The organism is Streptomyces sp. RKAG290, from assembly GCF_023701695.1.
Lineage (GTDB): Bacteria > Actinomycetota > Actinomycetes > Streptomycetales > Streptomycetaceae > Streptomyces.
In genome coordinates this window covers 592551-613964 of sequence record NZ_JAJOZC010000001.1, presented here as the reverse complement: position 1 = coordinate 613964, position 21414 = coordinate 592551, and the positions used below count along the sequence as shown (strand labels likewise).

4 protein-coding genes and 1 pseudogene are annotated in these 21414 nt (G+C 71.6%); 4 read left to right on the top strand and 1 reads right to left on the bottom strand.

Annotation, left to right across the window (positions count from 1 at the left end; all coding sequences use genetic code 11):
• Positions 1 to 14 precede the first annotated feature (14 nt).
• Positions 15 to 18984, top strand: a pseudogene (locus LNW71_RS36765) (SDR family NAD(P)-dependent oxidoreductase).
• A gap of 10 nt (positions 18985 to 18994) precedes the next feature.
• Here the strand turns inward: LNW71_RS36765 and LNW71_RS02540 are convergent.
• Positions 18995 to 19321: a putative quinol monooxygenase gene (locus LNW71_RS02540; RefSeq protein ID WP_250966719.1), complete on the bottom strand. Its 327-nt coding sequence runs from the start codon at positions 19319 to 19321 to the stop codon at positions 18995 to 18997.
• A 100-nt stretch (positions 19322 to 19421) separates the two neighbouring features.
• Here LNW71_RS02540 and LNW71_RS02535 point away from each other — a divergent pair, with 100 nt between their 5' ends.
• From LNW71_RS02535 to LNW71_RS02525, 3 genes are all read left to right on the top strand, one after another.
• The gene (locus LNW71_RS02535) at positions 19422 to 19739 is read left to right on the top strand and encodes a helix-turn-helix domain-containing protein (protein ID WP_250966718.1); all 318 of its coding nucleotides are present in this window, start codon (positions 19422 to 19424) and stop codon (positions 19737 to 19739) included.
• An 87-nt stretch (positions 19740 to 19826) separates the two neighbouring features.
• The gene (locus tag LNW71_RS02530) at positions 19827 to 20369 is read left to right on the top strand and encodes a hypothetical protein (protein ID WP_250966717.1); all 543 of its coding nucleotides are present in this window, start codon (positions 19827 to 19829) and stop codon (positions 20367 to 20369) included.
• Positions 20370 to 20372: 3 nt separating this feature from the next.
• A complete protein-coding gene (locus tag LNW71_RS02525; RefSeq protein WP_250966716.1) occupies positions 20373 to 21407 on the top strand; it encodes a 3-oxoacyl-ACP synthase III family protein in 1035 nt (344 codons plus the stop codon).
• Positions 21408 to 21414 lie beyond the last annotated feature (7 nt).

Here is a 21414-nt window from a genome sequence, read left to right as displayed (position 1 = left end):
AGCACCCAGCCGAGATGACCGTCCCGCATCGCACCGAGCGCACATCAGCCGCCGACCGCCAGGCCGTCGCCGTCATCGGGATCGCCTGCCGCCTCCCTCAGGCGGACGGTCCGGAGGCGTTCTGGAGTCTGCTCAGCGAGGGCCGAGACGCCTTCGGCCCGGCGCCGGCCGGACGCTGGCCGGACGCCGGCACGGCCGATGTGCCCCGGCAGGGTGCGTTCCTGGACCGCGTGGACACCTTCGACGCGGAGTTCTTCGGCATCGCCCCGCGCGAGGCCGCCGCGATGGACCCGCAGCAGCGCCTCGCCCTGGAGCTCGGCTGGGAGGCGCTGGAGAACGCCCGGGTCGTGCCCGGCACCCTCCGGGACAGCCGTACGGGCGTCTTCTTCGGCGCCATGGGCGACGACTACGCGGCCCTCGCCCACCGGCTGGGCGCCCAGGCCGTCGGACGCCACACGCTCACCGGCCTGAGCCGCGGCATCATCGCCAACCGGCTCTCCTACGTCCTGGGCCTGCGCGGACCGAGCCTCACCGTGGACACCGGACAGTCGTCCTCACTCGTCGCCGTCCACCTCGCCTGCGAGAGCCTGCGCACGGGCGAGTCCGACATCGCGCTCGCCGGTGGCGTCAGCCTGATCGCCGCACCCGACAGCACCCTCGCGGCCGCCCGGTTCGGCGGCCTCTCCGCGGACGGCCGCTCCTTCACGTTCGACGAGCGGGCCAACGGCTACGGACGGGGCGAGGGCGGCGCCGTCGTCGTCCTCAAACCGCTCGCCGCCGCCCTCGCGGACGGTGACCCGGTCTACGGGGTCGTCCTCGGCAGTGCCGTCGGCAACGACGGCGCCACCGAAGGACTCACCGTGCCCGGCCGGGCCGGCCAGGAGGCGGTGTTGCGCGCCGCCCACCGGCGCGCCGGCACCGACCCGGCGGACATCTCCTACGTGGAGCTGCACGGCACCGGCACCAAGGTCGGCGACCCCGTCGAGGCCGCCGCCCTCGGGGCGGTCTTCGGCGCGAGCCGCCGCGACGGCGGCCCCGCGCTGGAGGTCGGCTCGGCCAAGGCGGCCGTGGGCCACCTGGAGGCAGCCGCGGGCGTCACCGGCCTGGTCAAGGTGCTCCTCGGCCTGCACCACCGCGAACTGCCCGGCACCCCCGGGCACCGCAGCGCTCCGGAGAGCATTCCGCTGGACGCGCTCGGCCTGCGCGTACGCACCGGGCACGGCCCGTGGCCGGGCGGCCCGGACGACCGCCTGCTGGCGGGGGTGAGCTCCTTCGGCATGGGCGGAACCAACTGCCACGTGGTGGTCGCGGCAGCCCCGGAGACGGCCGACGGAAGCCAGGACGCGGTCGCCACGCCGCCACAGGCCGACGAGGCCCAGGACACGGCCGTCACCCCGCCGCCGGCATCCACGGCGACCTCCGCAGAGGGCGCACCGCAGGACGCCGACGGGAGCCAGGACGCGGCCGGCAACCCACCGCAGGCATCCGCGGCAACCGGTCCGGAGCGCGCCCCGCAGGCCGCCCGCGGCGTGCCCGTCCTCGTGACCGCCCGTAACGAGAACGCCCTGCGCGACCAGGCCGCCCGGCTCCGCAGCCGCCTCGTGGAGCGGCCCGCCATCCGTCCGGCGGACCTCGCCCACACGCTCGCCACCACCCGCACGGCATTCCGCCACCGCGCCCTCCTCACCGCCGACAACCGGGACGGACTGCTCACCGAACTGGCCGCGCTCGCCCGCGGCGAACGCCCCACCTGGCAGGCGGCCGAGCCGCCCGAGGACACCCGTACGGCGGTCCTCTTCTCCGGCCAGGGCAGCCAGCGGCCCTCGGCGGGCCGCGAACTGTACGACACCTACCCGGCGTTCGCGGACGCCTTCGACGAGTCCGCCGAGGCCCTGGACCGATGGCTGCCCCGGCCGTTGCGCGACATCGCCTTCGCCACGGACGGCAGCGACGAGGCAGCGCTCCTCGACACCACGGCCTGGACCCAGCCCGCACTGTTCGCCGTCGAGACGGCGCTCTACCGGCTGGTCCGCTCCTGGGGGCTGCGCCCCGACGCCGTCGCCGGGCACTCCATAGGCGAACTCACCGCCGCACACGCGGCGGGAGTCCTCACGCTGCCCGACGCCGCACGTCTGGTCGCCGCACGCGGCCGGCTCATGCAGGCCCTGCCCGCGGCCGACGGCGCCATGGCCGCACTCCAGGCCACGGAGGAGGAGCTGCGGCCGCTGCTGGAACAAGTAGGTCCCGGAGTGGACATCGCCGCGGTCAACGGCCCCCGGTCAGTGGTCATCTCCGGCGACGGCGACGCGGTACGGGCCGTAGCAGCCCGGCTGGAGCAGGACGGCCGCCGCACCCGCCCGCTCCGGGTCAGCCACGCCTTCCACTCGTCCCACATGGACGCGATGCTCGGCGCATTCCGCGAAACCGCGCAGGACATCGCCTACCACCCAGCCCTCCTGCCCGTCATCAGCAACGTGACCGGGCGCCTCGCCTCGGACGGCGAACTCACCACCCCCGACTACTGGGTGCGGCACGTCCGCGAGGCCGTCCGGTTCGGGGACGGCATCCGCTCCCTGTCCGCCGCCGGGATCCGCCGCTACCTGGAACTGGGCCCGGACGCCGTCCTCACCTCCTCGGTACGCGAGACGCTCACCGGGACCGACACGCAGCCGGACACGTTCCTCGTGGCACCCGCGATGCGCCGCGGGCGTCCCGAAGCAGCCACCGTGCTCGGAGCACTCGCCCGGCTCGACACCGACTGGACCGGTCCGCTCCACGGACTCGACGCACACCGCGTCGACCTGCCCGGCTACCCCTTCCAGCGCGAACGCCACTGGCTCCCGGAGCAGCCGGCAGCGGCCGGGCAGCTCCAGGACGCCCCTGCCGCCGATTCGGCCGGCAGCGCCCCGCAGCCCACGGACGAGCGCGCCGCCACCCCGCTCGCCGCGGACCCCGCCGAGCTGGTACGCACCCAAGTGGCCCTGGTACTGGGACATGTGACGCCGGACGCCGTCGACCAGACCCGCCCTTTCAAGGACCTCGGCTTCGACTCGCTGTCCGGGGTCGAACTGCGTGACCGGCTCGCGGCGGCCACCGGACTGGACCTTCCCCAGACCCTCGTGTACGACCACCCCACCCCGAAGCGGTCGTCACCCAACTGCGCTTGCGGCTCGGCGGAACGACGCCCCGTGAGGCCGTTGCGACGCCGGTGCCTGCCGCAGCCACCGACGAGCCGATCGCCATTGTGGGTATGGCGTGCCGGTATCCGGGTGGTGTGTCGTCGCCGGAGGAGTTGTGGCGGCTGGTGGAGTCCGGTACGGACGCGATCGGTCCGTTCCCGGCAGACCGCGGCTGGGACCTCCCCGCCAAACGCGGCGATGACCCCACGCCGTTCGCCCGTGAGGGCGGCTTCCTGTACGAGGCGGCGGATTTCGACGCGGAGTTCTTCGGGCTGAGTCCGCGGGAGGCCGCGGCGATGGATCCGCAGCAGCGGCTGCTGCTGGAGACGGCGTGGGAGGCGTTCGAGCGCGCCGGGGTGGACACCGGCGCCCTGCGCGGCACTCGCACCGGGGTATTCGTCGGCGGTACCGCCCTCGATTACGGACCCCGGCTGCACGAGTCGTCCGGCGGTGGCGACGGCCACCGCCTGACCGGCAGCACCAGCAGCATCCTCTCGGGACGCATCGCGTACACGTTCGGTCTCGAAGGCCCGGCGGTGACCGTCGACACGGCGTGCTCGTCGTCCCTGGTGGCCCTGCACCTGGCCGTCCAGGCCCTGCGCCAGGGGAGTGCACACTCGCGCTGGCCGGCGGCGTGGCAGTGATGTCCACCCCGGGGATGTTCCTGGAGTTCAGCCGGCAGCGCGGCCTGTCCGCTGACGGCCGCTGCAAGCCCTTCTCCGATTCCGCGGACGGTACGGGGTGGAGTGAGGGGGTCGGTCTGCTGCTGGTGGAGCGGCTTTCCGATGCCCGTCGGCTGGGGCATCGGGTGCTGGCCGTGGTGCGGGGCAGTGCGGTGAACCAGGACGGTGCGAGTAATGGTCTGACGGCGCCGAACGGTCCGTCGCAGGAGCGGGTGATCCGGCAGGCGCTGTCGGTTGCCGGGTTGCGGGCGGACGAGGTCGATGCGGTGGAGGCGCACGGGACGGGGACGCGGCTTGGTGATCCGATCGAGGCGCAGGCCCTGTTGGCGACGTACGGGCAGGACCGTGCGGGTGAGCCGTTGTGGCTGGGTTCGCTGAAGTCGAACATCGGTCACAGCCAGGCAGCTGCCGGAGTCGGCGGCATCATCAAAATGGTGCATTCCCTGCGCGAGGGTGTCCTCGCGAAGTCCCTCCACATCGACGAGCCCACCCCCGCGTCGACTGGTCGTCGGGTGCGGTGTCGTTGCTGTCGGATGCTGTGGAGTGGCCGGAGACGGGGCGGCCGCGCCGGGCGGGTGTGTCCTCGTTCGGGATCAGCGGGACGAACGCGCACGTCATCCTGGAGCAGGCACCCGCGGAGGCGACGGGGGAACTGCCCGACGCCGTGGCTCCACTCGACGGCACACCCGTGGTGTGGCCGCTGTCGGCACGCGGAGCGGAAGGGCTGCGCGGACAGGCGTCCCGGCTCCTCCAATACGTCGAGGAGCGGCCCGAGCAGTCGCTCCTGGACACCGGACGCGCACTCTCGGCCTCCCGCACCGCCCTGCCGGAACGCGCTGTCGTGTCCGGCTCGCACCGGCAGGAACTCCTCGACGGGCTGCGGGCCCTGGCCCGGGGCGAGGACGCCCCCGGCCTGACCGTGGGCAGGACGCAACCCGGAGGCCCGGTGTTCCTGTTCACGGGTCAGGGGAGTCAGCGGGTGGGGATGGGGCGTGAGTTGTATGCGTCGTTCCCGGTGTTCGCGGCTGCGTTTGATGCGGTGGCGGCGGAGTTGGAGCCGTTGTTGGGGCGGTCGTTGGGTGAGGTGGTGTTCGCGTCCGAGGGGGATGCGTTGGGTGGGTTGTTGGACGGGACGGGGTGGGCTCAGCCGGGGTTGTTCGCGGTTGAGGTGGCGTTGTTCCGGTTGGTGGAGAGTTTTGGTGTGGTGCCTGTGGCGGTGGCGGGGCATTCGGTGGGTGAGTTGGCGGCTGCTCATGTGGCGGGTGTGCTGAGTCTGTCGGATGCGGCGCGGTTGGTGGCGGCGCGTGGGCGGTTGATGCAGGCGGCTCGTGCGGGTGGTGCGATGGTCGCCGTTGAGGCCACCGAGGACGAGGTGAGCCCCCTCCTCACCGAAGGTGTGGACATCGCCGCGGTCAACGGGCCGCGGGCGGTGGTCGTGTCGGGTGATGAGGAAGCCGTGCTGGCCGTGTCGGCGGAGCTGGCCGGGCGTGGGCGTCGGGTGCGGCGGTTGCGGGTGAGTCATGCGTTTCATTCGCCGCATATGGATGGTGTGCTGGCGGAGTTCTCGTTGGTTGCGGCGGGTGTGGAGTTTCGTGAGCCGCGGGTTGAGCTGGTGGCGTTCGATGGTGGTGGGCGTGTTTCGGTGGAGCGGTTGCGTTCGCCGGAGTACTGGGTGCGGCATGTGCGTGAGGCGGTGCGGTTCCTTGATGTGGTGGAGGAGTTCCGTGGGCGTGGTGTGTCGCGGTTCGTGGAGTTGGGTCCTGAGGGTGTGCTGAGTGCGATGGTGCGTGAGGTGGTGCCGCAGGCGGTTGCCGTGCCGGTGCTGCGGCGGGGCCGGGGTGAGGTGGGTGCGCTGGTCGAGGCGCTGGCGCGGGTGCAGGTGGCGGGAGAGAAGGTCGACTGGTCGCCGCTGCTCGGCGACGGTGCGGGTCGGTCGGACCTCGACCTGCCGACGTACGCCTTCCAGCGCCGACGCCACTGGACGCCCACTCCCGACGCGACAGCCTCGGCGACCCGCCTCGGACTGGTCAGGGCCGACCACCCGCTGCTCGGCGCCGCGGTCGAACTCGCCGACGAGGGAGGCCTGGTGCTCACCGGCCGGCTGTCGCTGGCCACCCACCCCTGGCTGGCCGACCACGACATCCTCGGCCACCCCCTTCTGCCCGGCACCGCCTTCCTGGAGCTCGCCGTGGCCGCCGCGGACCGGACCGGCGGCGGCGAAGTGGCCGGGCTGACACTGGAGAACCCCCTCGTCCTGCCGGAAGCCGACGCACTGCGCATCCAGGTCACCGTCGGCGCGGCGGACGACCGGGGGCACCGTACGTTCTCCGTGCACACCGCCCCGGAGTCCGCACCCGATGCGGCGTGGACCCGCCACGCGACCGGCACCCTCGCGGCCGGCAATGACACCGCCGCCCCCGCCCTCGCCACGCCGCCCGGCCCGCCGTCCCCGCAGGCGACCGAAAAGACGGTGGACGCGCTCTACGAACGGCTGGCCGCACACGGCTACCACTACGGACCGGCCTTCCACGGAGTGCGGAGCCTGCACGAGGACGGCGCCACCCTCCACGCCGAACTCGTACTGCCCGCCGAACTCCACGAGGAGGCAGCACACTTCGGGATCCACCCCGCCCTGCTCGATGCCGCGCTGCACCCTCTCGTACACAGGCTGGCCGACGAGGCCGAGACGGGACAGATCGCCCTGCCGTTCGACTTCGCGGGCGCGCGCCTCCACGCCACCGGAGCCACCGCGCTCCGCATCCGGTGGACGAAGGGCGACGACGGATGGACCCTGCACGCCTTCGACCCCTCCGGCGAGCCCGTCCTCACCCTGGACGCGGTGAGCCTGCGCCAGGTGGACGGTGACCGGATCGCGGCCGCGGCCGCAGGGGCACGTCCCGGCGCGCTGCACCGGATCGGCTGGCACCCGGTACCGGCCGGACCCACGGCGGCCGGGCCGACGTGGGCGTACGCCGATGCCGCGGACCACGCCGCCGGCCTCGTAGCCGGGCCCGTCCCCGACGCGCTGGTCGTCGAGCTGACGCCCGCGGACCGGCCGGCCGGTCCCGAAGCCGGCCGCGAGCTGGCGGCACGGACACTGGCCCTCGTCCAGTCCTGGCTGGCCGACGAACGCTTCAGCGAGGCCCGGCTCGTCCTCGCCAGCCGCGGCGCGCACGCGGTCGACGCGGGCGACCCGGTCCCCGGCCTCGACGCCGCGCCGGTCTGGGGACTGGTCCGCACGGCCCAGGCGGAGAACCCCGGCCGCTTCGTCCTCCTCGACCTCGACCCCGCGGAAGGCGCCGCCGAACCCCCGTACGCCACGGCCCTGGCGTCCGGAGAACCCCAACTGGCAGTACGCAGCGGTGTCCTGCTGGCTCCCCGGGTCGAGCGGCCCGACCGCGAGCGGCCCGGCTCCGCCACGCGGCCCGCCCGTCTTCTCGGCGGCGCCGGAACCGTGCTCCTCACCGGAGCCACCGGCACCCTCGGACGGCTCGTCGCCCGCCACCTCGCAGGCCGGCACGGCGTGGCGGACCTGTTGCTCGTCAGCCGTCGGGGCGCGGACGCGGCGGGGGCTGCGGAGCTCGCGGACGAACTGGCCGGCCTCGGCGCCACCGCCCGCTTCGCCGCCTGCGACGTGGCGGACCGCCAGGCGCTCGCCGCCGTCCTCGCGGGCGCGGAGCGGCCCGTGAGCGCCGTGATCCATCTCGCCGGAATCCTCGACGACGGTCTGGTCACCGACCTGACCCCCGAGCGGCTCGACGCCGTACTCCGGCCCAAGGCGGACGCGGCCCGCCACCTTCACGAGCTGACCATGGAGCTGGGCCTCGACCTGGACGCCTTCGTCGTTTTCGGATCCGTCTCGGGCATCGTGGGCAACCCCGGCCAGGCGAACTACGCCGCCGCCAACGCCTCCCTCGACGCACTCGCCCAGCACCGGCACTCCCTCGGGCTGCCCGGCACCTCGCTGGCCTGGGGACTCTGGGCCGACGACTCGGGAATGGCAGGCACCCTCGACGCCGCGTCACGGGCCCGGTGGGCCCGCAGCGGCCTCGCCCCGCTCGACACCGCACGTGCCCTCGAACTCTTCGACGAGGCCCTGTCCGGTCCGGACGCGCTGCTCGTCGCCACCCGGCTCGACCCGCAGGCGCTCGCCGCGCAGGCGGCATCCGGGGACGTCCTGCCGGTGCTGCGGGAACTGGTGCGGTCGCCGCGCCCCCGCTCCGCCGGGACCCCGGCGCAGACCGGCGCCGCCACGGACTCCTCCTGGGCGACGCGTGTCGCCGCGCTCCGCGGTACGGAGCGGGAGCGCGCCGCTCTGGAACTCGTACGGACGACCGTCGGCGCGGTCCTCGGATACGCCAAGTCCGACACCGTCGCGGCCGAACGCTCCTTCAAGGACCTGGGCTTCGACTCCCTGACGGGAGTGGAGCTCCGGAACCGGCTGGCCACGGCCACCGGCCTCCGGCTCCCGGCCACCGTGGCCTTCGACCACCCCACACCGGGCGCACTCGCCGCACTGCTGCTGACCCGGCTGGACGGCCCGGCGACCCGGGCCGAGGAGACCGCCCCGGTCCTGTCCGGCACCGCGGACCGCATCCAGGCCGCCGACGAGCCGATCGCCATCGTGGGTATGGCGTGCCGGTATCCGGGTGGTGTGTCGTCGCCGGAGGAGTTGTGGCGGCTTGTGGAGTCCGGTACGGACGCGATCGGTCCGTTCCCGGCGGACCGGGGCTGGGACCTGGAGTCGCTGTACGACCCGGACCCCGACCACCACGGCACCTCGTACGCCCGTGAGGGCGGCTTCCTGTACGAGGCGGCGGATTTCGACGCGGAGTTCTTCGGGCTGAGTCCGCGGGAGGCCGCGGCGATGGATCCGCAGCAGCGGCTGCTGCTGGAGACGGCGTGGGAGGCGTTCGAGCGCGCCGGGGTGGACCCGGCCACCCTGCGCGGATCCCGTACGGGCGTGTTCGCCGGAGCGATGTACGACGACTACGGCGCACGGTTCCCGCAGGCCCCGACGGCTACGAGGGATACCTGCTCACCGGCAGCACCAGCAGTGTCGTGTCCGGACGCATCGCGTACACGTTCGGTCTCGAAGGCCCGGCGGTGACCGTGGACACGGCGTGCTCGTCGTCCCTGGTGGCCCTGCACCTGGCGGCGCAGGCTCTGCGCAGCGGCGAGTGCACGCTCGCCCTGGCGGGTGGCGCCACGGTCATGGCGCGGCCCAACACCTTCGTCGAGTTCAGCCGGCAGCGCGGCCTGTCGGCCGACGGCCGGTGCCGTGCGTTCGGCTCGGGCGCGGACGGTACGGGGTGGAGTGAGGGGGTCGGTCTGCTGCTGGTGGAGCGGCTTTCCGATGCCCGTCGGCTGGGGCATCGGGTGCTGGCCGTGGTGCGGGGCAGTGCGGTGAACCAGGACGGTGCGAGTAATGGTCTGACGGCGCCGAACGGTCCGTCGCAGGAACGGGTGATCCGGCAGGCGCTTTCGGTTGCCGGGTTGCGGGCGGATGAGGTCGATGCGGTGGAGGCGCACGGGACGGGGACGCGGCTGGGTGATCCGATCGAGGCGCAGGCCCTGCTGGCGACGTACGGGCAGGACCGTGCGGGTGAGCCGTTGTGGCTGGGTTCGCTGAAGTCCAACATCGGGCACAGCCAGGCGGCCGCCGGAGTCGGCGGCATCATCAAGATGATCCAGGCAATGCACCACGGCTCGCTGCCCCGCACCCTGCACGCCGAAGAGCCGTCACCGCTCGTCGACTGGTCGTCGGGTGCGGTGTCGTTGCTGTCGGATGCGGTGGAGTGGCCGGAGACGGGGCGGCCGCGCCGGGCGGGTGTGTCCTCGTTCGGGATCAGCGGGACGAACGCGCACGTCATCCTGGAGCAGGCACCCGCGGAGGCGACCGAGGAGACGGACGGCCCCGTCGGCACGGCACCAGATGAGCTGCCCGTCGTGTGGCCGCTCTCCGCCCACAGCACCGAGGGGCTGCGCGGACAGGCGGCGCGCCTGCTGACGTACCTGAGCCGGCGGCCCGGCCTGCCCGCACGCCGGCTCGGCCAGGGCCTGACGACGAGCCGGGCGACGCTTGCGCAGCGTGCAGTGATCACGGCGACGGACAGGGAGGGGCTGCTGGGCGGACTTGCCGCGCTGGCCCGCGGCGAGGACGCGTCCGCCCTGACCACCGGCGAGGCGCCCGCGGACGACCAGGGCTCGGTGTTCCTGTTCACGGGTCAGGGGAGTCAGCGGGTGGGGATGGGGCGTGAGTTGTATGCGTCGTTCCCGGTGTTCGCGGCTGCGTTCGATGCGGTGGCGGCGGAGTTGGAGCCGTTGTTGGGGCGGTCGTTGGGTGAGGTGGTGTTCGCGTCCGAGGGGGATGCGGTGGGTGGGTTGTTGGACGGGACGGGGTGGGCTCAGCCGGGGTTGTTCGCGGTTGAGGTGGCGTTGTTCCGGTTGGTGGAGAGTTTTGGTGTGGTGCCGGTGGCGGTGGCGGGGCATTCGGTGGGTGAGTTGGCGGCTGCTCATGTGGCGGGTGTGCTGAGTCTGTCGGATGCGGCGCGGTTGGTTGCGGCGCGTGGGCGGTTGATGCAGGCGGCTCGTGCGGGTGGTGCGATGGTCGCCGTCGAGGCCACCGAGGACGAGGTCCTCGAAGAGCTGCGGCAGTGGACGGGGCGGCTCACCGTGGCCGCTGTCAACGGGCCCAGGTCCGTCGTGGTCTCCGGCGACGCGGACGCGGCCGAGGCGCTTGCCGACCAGTGGCGTGACCGTGGGCGTCGGGTGCGGCGGTTGCGGGTGAGTCATGCGTTTCATTCGCCGCATATGGATGGTGTGCTGGCGGAGTTCTCGTTGGTTGCGGCGGGTGTGGAGTTTCGTGAGCCGCGGGTTGAGCTGGTGGCGTTCGATGGTGGTGGGCGTGTTTCGGTGGAGCGGTTGCGTTCGCCGGAGTACTGGGTGCGGCATGTGCGTGAGGCGGTGCGGTTCCTTGATGTGGTGGAGGAGTTCCGTGGGCGTGGTGTGTCGCGGTTCGTGGAGTTGGGTCCTGAGGGTGTGCTGAGTGCGATGGTGCGTGAGGTGGTGCCGCAGGCGGTTGCCGTGCCGGTGTTGCGGCGTGGCCGGGGTGAGGCGGGTGCGCTGGTCGAGGCGCTGGCGCGGGTGCAGGTGGCGGGAGAGAAGGTCGACTGGTCGCCGCTGCTCGGCGACGGTGCGGGGCGGCCGGACCTCGACCTGCCGACGTACGCCTTCCAACGCCGACGCCACTGGCTGGACGTGCCCCGGCCCGCAGCCGATGCCAAGGCGCTGGGTCTCGAAACCACGGGTCACCCGCTGCTCGGCGCTGCCGTGGAACTCCCTGACGAGAAGGGCCTGTTGTTCACCAGCAGCCTTTCGCTGGCCACCCACCCTGGCTGGCCGACCACGACATCCTCGGCCACCTCCTCCTCCCCGCCGCCGCGCTCGTCGAACTGGCGCTGCTGGCAGGTGCCCGGCTCGGCGCGGACACCGTGGAGGAACTGCTCATCGGCTCGCCGCTGTCGCTCCCGGCCTCCGGAGGCGTGGCGCTACAGGTGCAGATCGGCGGACCGGACGCGGAGGGCAGGCGTTCCCTGTCCGTCCACTCCCGCCCCCAGGACGCCGCACTGGGCTCCCCTGGACCCGTCACGCCGACGGCACCCTCGTGGCTTCCCATGAGCCGGCTCTCGCGGCTCCGTACACCGAACCGACCGCCGACGCCGTGGTGACCCGCGGCCAGGAGGCGTACGCGCGACTCGACGCCCGCGGCTACCACTACGGCCCCGCGTTCCAGGGCCTGCGTACCGTCCACCAGGACGGGAAGACGCTCCACGCGGAAATCTCCCTGGACGGCGACCGGACCGATCAGGAGGCATTCGCGCTGCACCCCGCCCTGCTGGACGCGGCGCTGCACCCGCTCGCGCTGGCCGCCGCCGCCGACGACGGGGATTCCCTCGTCGTGCCGTACTCCTGGCGAGGTGTCCGGCTTCACGCCTCCGGCGCCACCAGCGCGAGGGTGCGACTGACCCGGGCGCCGGCGAGAGTACGTACGCACTCAGTCTGACGGACAGTCAAGGTGCGCCTCTGCTGACGGCGGAGGAAGTGACGGTCCGCCGCGCCACCTCCGCACAACTCGCCGCACCTGCCAGGACCACACCGCTCTACCGCGTCGACCTCTTCCCGGTGGAGGGTTCGGCTGTGCTGGATGTGGTGTCGGGTGGGGTGGTGGATTTGCGTGGTTCGGATGGTGATGTGGATGTGGTGGGTGCGGTGCATGGGGTGACTGCTGGTGCGTTGTCGGTGGTTCAGGCTCATGTGGGTTCTGGTGTGGGTGTGTTGGTGGTGGTGACGGGTCCTGGTGTGGTGGGTGCTGGGGTGCGTGGGTTGGTGCGTTCGGCGCAGGCGGAGCATCCGGGTCGGTTGGTGTTGGTGGAGTCGGATGGTGTGGTGCCTGAGGTGTTGCCTGTGGGTGAGCCTGAGGTGGTGGTGCGGGGTGGGCGGTTGTTCGTGCCTCGGTTGGTGGTGGCGGGTGGGGGTGAGCCGGTTCCGTCGGCTGCCTCTGCTGTTCCGGCATCCCCGGATGCCTCTGCTGTTCCGGCATCCCCGGATGCCTCTGCCTCTGCTGTTCCTGCTGGTTTGGGTGGTGGGTTGGTGTTGTTGTCGGGTGCTTCGGGTGCGTTGGGTGGGGTGGTTGCGCGGCATTTGGTGGGTGTGGTTGGGGTGCGGGATTTGTTGTTGGTGAGTCGTCGTGGGGTGGAGGCGCCTGGGGTTGTTGATTTGGTGGGTGAGTTGACGGGGTTGGGTGCTCGGGTGGTGGTGGTGGCTGCGGATTTGTCGGTGCGGGAGGAGGTGTTGGGGTTGTTGTCGGCGTATCCGGTGCGTGCGGTGGTGCATGCGGCGGGTGTGTTGGATGACGGGACGGTGGAGTCGTTGTCGGGTGAGCGGTTGGCTGGGGTGTTGCGTCCGAAGGTGGATGCGGCTTGGTATTTGCATGAGGTGTCGCGGGGTTTGGGTGTGGAGTTGGATGCGTTTGTGTTGTTCTCGTCGGTGGCGGGGACGTTGGGTACGGCGGGTCAGGCGAATTATGCGGCGGCGAATGCGTTTTTGGATGCGTTGGTGGTGCGGCGTAGGTCGGAGGGTTTGGCTGGGTTGTCGTTGGCGTGGGGGTTGTGGTCGGGTGCGGAGGGGATGGGGGGTGGTTTGTCGGTGGTGGACCGGGCGCGGATTGCGCGTTTGGGTATTGCGCCGTTGAGTGATGAGCGGGCGTTGGAGTTGTTCGATGCGGCGTTGGTGAGTGGGGAGCCGGTTCTCGTACCGACCGGCATCGACACCACCACCCTGCACGACCATTCCGTCGAACTCCCCGCCCTGCTGCGCCGGCTGGCCCCCAGGCCGCCCCGGCAGGTGGCGGGCAGGCAGGTGGCCGGCGGATCGGACGGTCAGGAGGCGCCACGCACGGGGGGCGGGCTCGCGGAATCGCTCGCGCCACTCTCCGCTGACCAGCGCCGCGGCGCCCTCCTCACCCTCGTCCGCGAAGCGGTCGCCCATGTCCTGGGCCATGCCGACGGAAGCGCCGTCGCCGACAGCCGGCCTTTCGTGGACCTCGGGCTCGACTCGCTCAGCGCCGTCGAGCTGCGCAACCGGCTGGGCACGGCGACCGGGCTCCGGCTGCCTGCCACGCTCGTCTTCGACCACCCGACCGTCACCGCGCTCGCCGACCGGCTGCACGACGACCTGCTCGGCTCCGCACCGGAGCGTCCCGCCGAATCGGACCCGGGCGGTGACCGAACCGAAGGGAACCGCGCCACCACTGACGAGCCGATCGCCATTGTGGGTATGGCGTGCCGGTATCCGGGTGGTGTGTCGTCGCCGGAGGAGTTGTGGCGGCTGGTGGAGTCCGGTACGGACGCGATCGGCCCGTTCCCTACGGACCGGGGCTGGGACCTGGAGTCGCTCTACGACCCGGACCCCGACCGGCAGGGCACCTCGTACGCCCGGCACGGCGGATTCCTGCCCGATGCGGCGGACTTCGACCCGTCGTTCTTCGACATGAGCCCGCGCGAAGCGCTGACCACGGACCCGCAGCAGCGGCTCCTGCTGGAGACCGCCTGGGAAGCGGTGGAACGCGCCGGGATCGACCCGGCCACCCTGCGAGGTTCCCGCACCGGCGTCTTCGCCGGAGTGATGTACAACGACTACGGCGCCCGGCTCCACCAGGCGCCGCAGGCACCGGCCGGATACGAGGGGTATCTCGTCAGCGGCAGCGCGGGGAGTGTCGCCTCGGGCCGGATGGCGTACACGCTCGGTCTGGAAGGTCCGGCGGTGACGGTGGACACCGCGTGCTCGTCCTCGCTCGTGGCTCTGCACCTGGCGGCGCAGGCTCTGCGCAGCGGCGAGTGCACGCTCGCCCTGGCGGGTGGCGCCACCGTGATGGCGAGCCCGGCCACCTTCGTCGAGTTCAGCCGGCAGCGAGGACTGGCCCCCGACGGCCGCTGCAAGCCCTTCTCCGATTCCGCGGACGGTACGGGGTGGGCCGAGGGCGTGGGGTTGTTGCTGGTGGAGCGGCTTTCGGATGCGCGTCGGCTGGGGCACCGGGTGTTGGCGGTGGTGCGGGGCAGCGCCGTGAATCAGGACGGTGCGAGTAATGGTCTGACGGCGCCGAACGGTCCGTCGCAGGAGCGGGTGATCCGGCAGGCGCTTTCGGTTGCCGGGTTGCGGGCGGATGAGGTCGATGCGGTGGAGGCGCATGGGACGGGGACGCGGCTGGGTGATCCGATCGAGGCGCAGGCCCTGCTGGCGACGTACGGGCAGGACCGCTCCGGTGAGCCGTTGTGGCTGGGTTCGCTGAAGTCGAACATCGGGCACAGCCAGGCGGCCGCCGGAGTCGGCGGCATCATCAAAATGGTGCAGGCCATGCACCATGGCGTACTGCCTCGCTCCCTGTACGCGGACGAGCCGACGCGGCAGGTGGACTGGGAGGCGGGGAACATCTCCCTGCTTGCCGAGGCCCGCGAATGGACCGGCCGGGACGGCGCGCCGCGCCGGGCCGCCGTCTCTTCCTTCGGTATCAGCGGCACCAACGCCCACGTCATCATCGAGCACGAAACGCAGGCGGAGGCCGGCGCTCCGGCCGACGACGAGGTGACGGCCCCGGACACGGGGGCGGCTGCGGACCGGAGTGCCACCGCGGACGAGAACGCCGCGGCACCGCGCCCCGTCCCCGTGCTCCTGTCGGCCCGCAGCCCCGAGGCGCTGCAGGCCCAGGCGCGTCAACTGGGTGCCCTCGCCGAGGCGCGGCCCGCCCTCACCCCGTACCAGCTCGGCCATGCCCTCTCCACCTCCCGCACGGTCTTCGACCACCGGGCCGCGGTGGTCGCCGCGGACCGGGCGGAACTCATCGACGGGCTGCTGGCCCTGGCCGAAGGCACCTCGCCGTCCGCCGTCGCAGCCCCAGGCCGCACGGCCTTCCTGTTCACCGGGCAGGGCAGCCAGCGCCCGGGCACCGGACGCGAGCTGCACCGCGCGTTCCCGGCCTTCGCCCGCGCCTTCGACGAGGCTGCCGCCGCGCTCGACGGCCATCTCCAGCTCGCCCGGCCGCTGCGCGACGTCGTGTTCGCGGAGCAGGGCACCCCCGAGGCGGAGCTGCTGTCCCGCACCATCTGGACCCAACCCGCCCTCTTCGCATTCGAGACGGCCCTCTTCCGGCTCCACGAGCAGTGGGGGCTGCGCCCCGACGTGGTGCTCGGCCACTCCGTCGGCGCCATCGCCGCCGCCCACGCGGCCGGCGCTCTCCCGCTGGACGATGCCGCCGCTCTGGTGGCCACCCGCGCCCGGCTGATGGACGAACTGCCCGCCGGCGGCATCATGCTCGCGTTCCAGGCACCGGAGCAGCAGGTGCTGGACCACCTCGGAGACGAGGCGGGACAGGTGGGCATCGCCGCCGTCAACGGGCCCCGAGCGACTGTGCTCTCGGGCGACGAGGACGCGGTGCTCGCCGTGGCCGCCCGGCTCAGCGACGCAGGGGTGCGCTCACGGCGACTGCGGGTCAGTCACGCCTTCCACTCGCCGCTCATGGAACCGATGCTCGACGCGTTCCGGGAGACCGTGGCCGGACTCCACATCGACGAGCCGACGATCCAGATCGTCTCCGACACCACGGGGGCCCTCACCGAGCCGGGCGAACTCGCCTCGCCCGACTACTGGATCCGGCACGTGCGGCATGCCGTGCGGTTCGCCGACGGGGTGCGCGCCCTGGACGCCGCGGGGGTCACCCGCTATCTGGAGATCGGGCCCGACGCGGTCCTCACCGCGCTCGTGCACGACATCCTCCCCGACGGTGCCGCATCCGTACGCGCCGCCGCCCTGCGGCGCGGCCGCCCGGAGGCGGCCGGTGTGCTGACGGCGGCGACGGAGCTCTACTCGGCCGGCGCGCCGGCCGACCGGAGGAGCTGGTTCGAGACGGCGGGGGCGCCGGACTCCGGCCCGCCCGCGGAGCTGCCCACCTACCCCTTCCAGCGGCAGCGCTACTGGCTCGACGCCCCGAAGCCGCGACCGGGCACCGGCAGCGGCGGTCACCCCTTCCTGGGCGCGGCGCTCGACCTCGCCGGTGGTGCGGGCACCGTACTCAGCGGACAGGTCTCCGCCGCCGACCACTCCTGGCTCACCGGACACACGGTCCTGGGCGCACCGGTCCTGCCGGGCACCGGCCTGCTGGAAATCGCCCTGCGCGCAGGACGGCAGACGGGCCGGCCGGTCGTGTCCGAACTGACCCTCGCAGCCCCGCTCCTCCTCTCCACCGAGACGCCGACCGACCTCCAGGCCGTCGTCGGCCCCGAAGAGGCGGACGGCCGCCGACCGCTGAAGATCTACGCGCGCCCGGCGGACAGCGACAGGGAGGACGGTGACAAGGACAGCCCCTGGGTCCTGCACGCGACGGGCCGGCTCGCGTTGGACACGGCGCCGGAGACCCCGGCGGAGCCCGACACCGGCCGGGCCGAACCGGTCGAGACAGCTGAGGTGTACGAGCGCCTCGCGGCGGTCGGACTGCGATACGAGGGGCTCTTCCGCTCCTTGCGGTCGGTGCACCGGTCCGCGGACGGCACACTGCGCGCCACGCTCGAACCGGTCGCGAGCGGCGGCCACCTGATCCACCCGGCGCTCGTCGACGCCGCCCTGCACCCACTCGCCCTGCACGCGGACAAGGAGCTCATGCTGCCGTTCGTCTGGGAAGGCGTTCGGCTGCACCGACCTGCCCCCTCACCGAAGGACTGCGTGTGCGCCTCACCCCGGCCGACCCGAGCGGCTCCGGCAGCACAGCCACGGTCGCGCTCACCCTCACGGACAGCGACGGACAACCCGTGCTCACCGCGCAGGCGCTGACCCTGCGTGCCGCCCCGCCGGCTCAGTTCGCCCCGGACCCGACCCTCGACGACGGCCTGTGGCGGGTCGAGCACGTGGCGGTGGAGGGTTCGGCTGTGCTGGGTGTGGTGTCGGGTGGGGTGGTGGATTTGCGTGGTTCGGATGGTGATGTGGATGTGGTGGGTGCGGTGCATGGGGTGACTGCTGGTGCGTTGTCGGTGGTTCAGGCTCATGTGGGTTCTGGTGTGGGTGTGTTGGTGGTGGTGACGGGTCCTGGTGTGGTGGGTGCTGGGGTGCGTGGGTTGGTGCGTTCGGCGCAGGCGGAGCATCCGGGTCGGTTGGTGTTGGTGGAGTCGGATGGTGTGGTGCCTGAGGTGTTGCCTGTGGGTGAGCCTGAGGTGGTGGTGCGGGGTGGGCGGTTGTTCGTGCCTCGGTTGGTGGTGGCGGGTGGGGGTGAGTCAGACCTGTCGGGTGTTCCTGTTGTTCCGGCTGCCCTGGATGCCCCGGCTGTTCCTACTGTTCCGGCTTCCCTGGATGCGCCTGTTGTTCCGGCTGTTCCTGCTGCCTCTGCTGCCTCTGCTGTTCCTGCTGGTTTGGGTGGTGGGTTGGTGTTGTTGTCGGGTGCTTCGGGTGCGTTGGGTGGGGTGGTTGCGCGGCATTTGGTGGGTGTGGTTGGGGTGCGGGATTTGTTGTTGGTGAGTCGTCGTGGGGTGGAGGCGCCTGGGGTTGTTGATTTGGTGGGTGAGTTGACGGGGTTGGGTGCTCGGGTGGTGGTGGTGGCTGCGGATTTGTCGGTGCGGGAGGAGGTGTTGGGGTTGTTGTCGGCGTATCCGGTGCGTGCGGTGGTGCATGCGGCGGGTGTGTTGGATGACGGGACGGTGGAGTCGTTGTCGGGTGAGCGGTTGGCTGGGGTGTTGCGTCCGAAGGTGGATGCGGCTTGGTATTTGCATGAGGTGTCGCGGGGTTTGGGTGTGGAGTTGGATGCGTTTGTGTTGTTCTCGTCGGTGGCGGGGACGTTGGGTACGGCGGGTCAGGCGAATTATGCGGCGGCGAATGCGTTTTTGGATGCGTTGGTGGTGCGGCGTAGGTCGGAGGGTTTGGCTGGGTTGTCGTTGGCGTGGGGGTTGTGGTCGGGTGCGGAGGGGATGGGGGGTGGTTTGTCGGTGGTGGACCGGGCGCGGATTGCGCGTTTGGGTATTGCGCCGTTGAGTGATGAGCGGGCGTTGGAGTTGTTCGATGCGGCGTTGGTGAGTGGGGAGCCGGTTCTCGTACCGACCGGCATCGACACCACCACCCTGCACGACCCGCACAATCCACCGCATGCGCTCCTGCGCTCGATCGCCCGGCAGGCGGGCCCGCCCGCCGAAGCCGAGCCGGCGCCTTCCTTCGCCCACCTCCCGGACAAGGAACGCCACGAGGCACTGCTCGCCCTCGTGCGCCAGGACGTCGCCCACGTACTGGGCCATGCGTCACCACGTTCCGTGCCGGTCGACCGCGGGCTGCTCCAGCTGGGAATGGACTCGCTCGGCGCCGTGGAACTGCGCAACCGGCTGGGCACGGCGACCGGACTCCGGCTGCCCACCACGCTCGTCTTCGACCACCCGACCGTCACCGCGCTCGCCGACTACCTCGCACAGGCCACGGCACCGGAGGAGCCGACGGCGGCACTCGCCCCCGACGAGAGCGAGACCGCCCCGCAGGGCCGGCTGGACTCGGCGACCGACGACGAACTCTTCAAGCTGATCGACGATCTGGAGGGCTGAGGGCTGAGGGCTACCGGTCCGGTCGGTCGGCCGGCCGGTAGGGGCTGTGCATGGTGAGGAAGCGAATGTCGAGGTCGGTCTCCAGGTAGTCCATGCGGTGTTCCCAGAAGTCGTGCATGTGGGGGAGGGCGAGGTGGGCGTCAAGGTCGGCGCGGGAACGCCAGGCCTCGTAGAAGACGAAGACACCGGGCTCGTCGCGATCTTCGTGGAAGTGGTACTCCAGGCAGCCGGACTCCAGTCGGGTCGGCTCGACGAACGAGAGCAGAAGCCGCTTCAGCTCCTCGGCCCGTTCGGGCTTGGGCCGCGCGGTGCCGACGAGTGCGAAAGGCTGAGTCATGCAGGGTTCTCTCCCCGATAGGTACGGTGGATCTCGTACCTCCCGGACGCTATCGAACCTTTAGGTACGATGCAATCCATACCTGAAGGAGGTGTTCCGCATGCCCGACAGTGAAGGCCACCCGGACGTCGAGGAGATCGAGCTCGGCTCGGTGCTCTCCGCGCTGGCGGATCCGCTGCGCCGTCGCGTGGTGCGTGAGCTGGCAGCCGAACCCGACGGTGCGGCGCGGACCTGCAGCTCCTTCGACCTGCCGGTCTCCAAGGCGACCGTCACGCACCACTTCCGTGCACTGCGCGAGGCCGGGCTGATCCGCCAGGTCGACCGGGGCAACAGCCGGATGGCCAGTCTGCGCCGAGCCGACATCGAGCAGCGGTTTCCCGGGCTGCTGGGCATCGTGGCGGCCCAGCCACAGGAGTGAACCGAGGACACCCGCCGGCTCGAAGTCCTTGGTGACCTGAAAGGAAGGACCAAGGAAGGCTTTAGAGCGCGCCCATACCGTAACCGCATGACATCCACTGATTCGGTAGCAGCGCCCGCGGGCAACGACGGCGAATTCAAGGCTCAGCAGATCGTCGAACTGACCGCCCCGCCTTTCGCTCCGGAAGAGGAACACCCCGCCGTCGGTGATCCGGCGAATGTGCTCTGGCTGGCCGATCTCAACGAAACGCTGCTGAAGTACGAATCCAACAACGAGGATTTCGAGGGGAAGAACCCCACGCCGGACGATTTCGCCCGCGTCGAGTACGAACTCCGTGACGCGGACGGAAACGTCGTCGGTACCACGAAGGGCGTGGGGCGGATGCTCTACAAGCGTCCCGAGGACGGTCACCACATCGCGTACTTCTCCGAGGAGATACGCCTCAACGACGGCACCGTGATCCGTACGGGCGGCCTGGTCGACGACGTGAAGCTCACCGAGGGGGAGCAGGCGACGATCCCCGCCGTGGGCATCGCCGGCCCGTTCCGCGGAGCTGTCGGCTTCCGGCAGTTCAAGCCGGTCGAGACGCACAAGTCGTACCTGTCCCAGATCGTTCTCTACCGGAGGTGACCTGTGACGAACCCCGCTGAGATACGACTCCTGTCCGTCGGCACGGCCCTGCCGGGACCACCGATCGACAATGTGGCTCTCGGCAGACACTTCCGCATGGACGCGCTGTGGCAGCAGTGGATAGACGCCTTCATCGGCACCCGTCAGCGCCACCTGGCCGTCGACCTCGACACCGGGGAGCAGCGGGCCACGCTCGCCGCCCTCGGTGTCGAGGCGGCCCGCAAGGCGCTGGCGGCATCCGGGACCGACCCGCGCGACATCGACCTGGTCGTGCTCGGCACCGCCACCCCCGACGCCCTGATGCCGGCCACCGTCAATGTCATCGCCGACGAACTCGGCATCGACGGGATCACCACCTATCAGCTGCAGTCCGGTTGCTCGGGCGCGGTGCAGGCACTCGACCTCGCCCGGCAACTGCTGTCCACCGGCCGGCACCGCACCGCGCTCGTCATCGGCGGGGACGTCATCGTCAAGCACTACGTGCTCGACGCCGACCTCAGGAAGGTGCCGCCCGCCGAGCTCGTGAACTTCGTGCTCTTCGGGGACGGCGCCGGTGCGGCCGTACTGAGCGCGGACCCGGAGGCCGGGGACACCGCCTTCCGCTCCGCCTTCGTTCAGCTCGTGGGGAAGGGGCGGCCGCCCGGCCAGGTCCTGGAATGGTTCGGTCCGGCCAGACCACCGGGCCCGGACATCGCCGCGCACGAGGACTACAAGGCCATCGAGGAGTCCGTACCCGTGCTGGCCGAGGAGATCCTGCGGGAGATCCTCGACGGCCTCGACTGGAAACAGGACGACCTGGACTACCTCCTGCCGCCCCAGCTGTCCGTACGCATGACGGACAAGATCACCCGTCGGCTGGGAGTGACCGGGGCCCGCGAGATCAACTGCGTGGGCGAGACCGGGAACAACGGCAACGCGCTGGTCTTCTTCCAGCTCGACCAAGTGCTGAACCGGCTGGTTCCCGGCGACCGCCTGGTGGGCATCGCGGTGGAATCCAGTAAGTGGATCAAATCAGGCTTTGCGCTGGAAAAACTCTGACGACAGA

Coding starts and splice junctions, on each gene's coding strand:
- LNW71_RS02530 (WP_250966717.1), top strand. CDS start 19,827: ATGACATCCACTGATTCGGTAGCAGCGCCCGCGGGCAACGACGGCGAA.
- LNW71_RS02540 (WP_250966719.1), bottom strand. CDS start 19,321: ATGACTCAGCCTTTCGCACTCGTCGGCACCGCGCGGCCCAAGCCCGAA.
- LNW71_RS02535 (WP_250966718.1), top strand. CDS start 19,422: ATGCCCGACAGTGAAGGCCACCCGGACGTCGAGGAGATCGAGCTCGGC.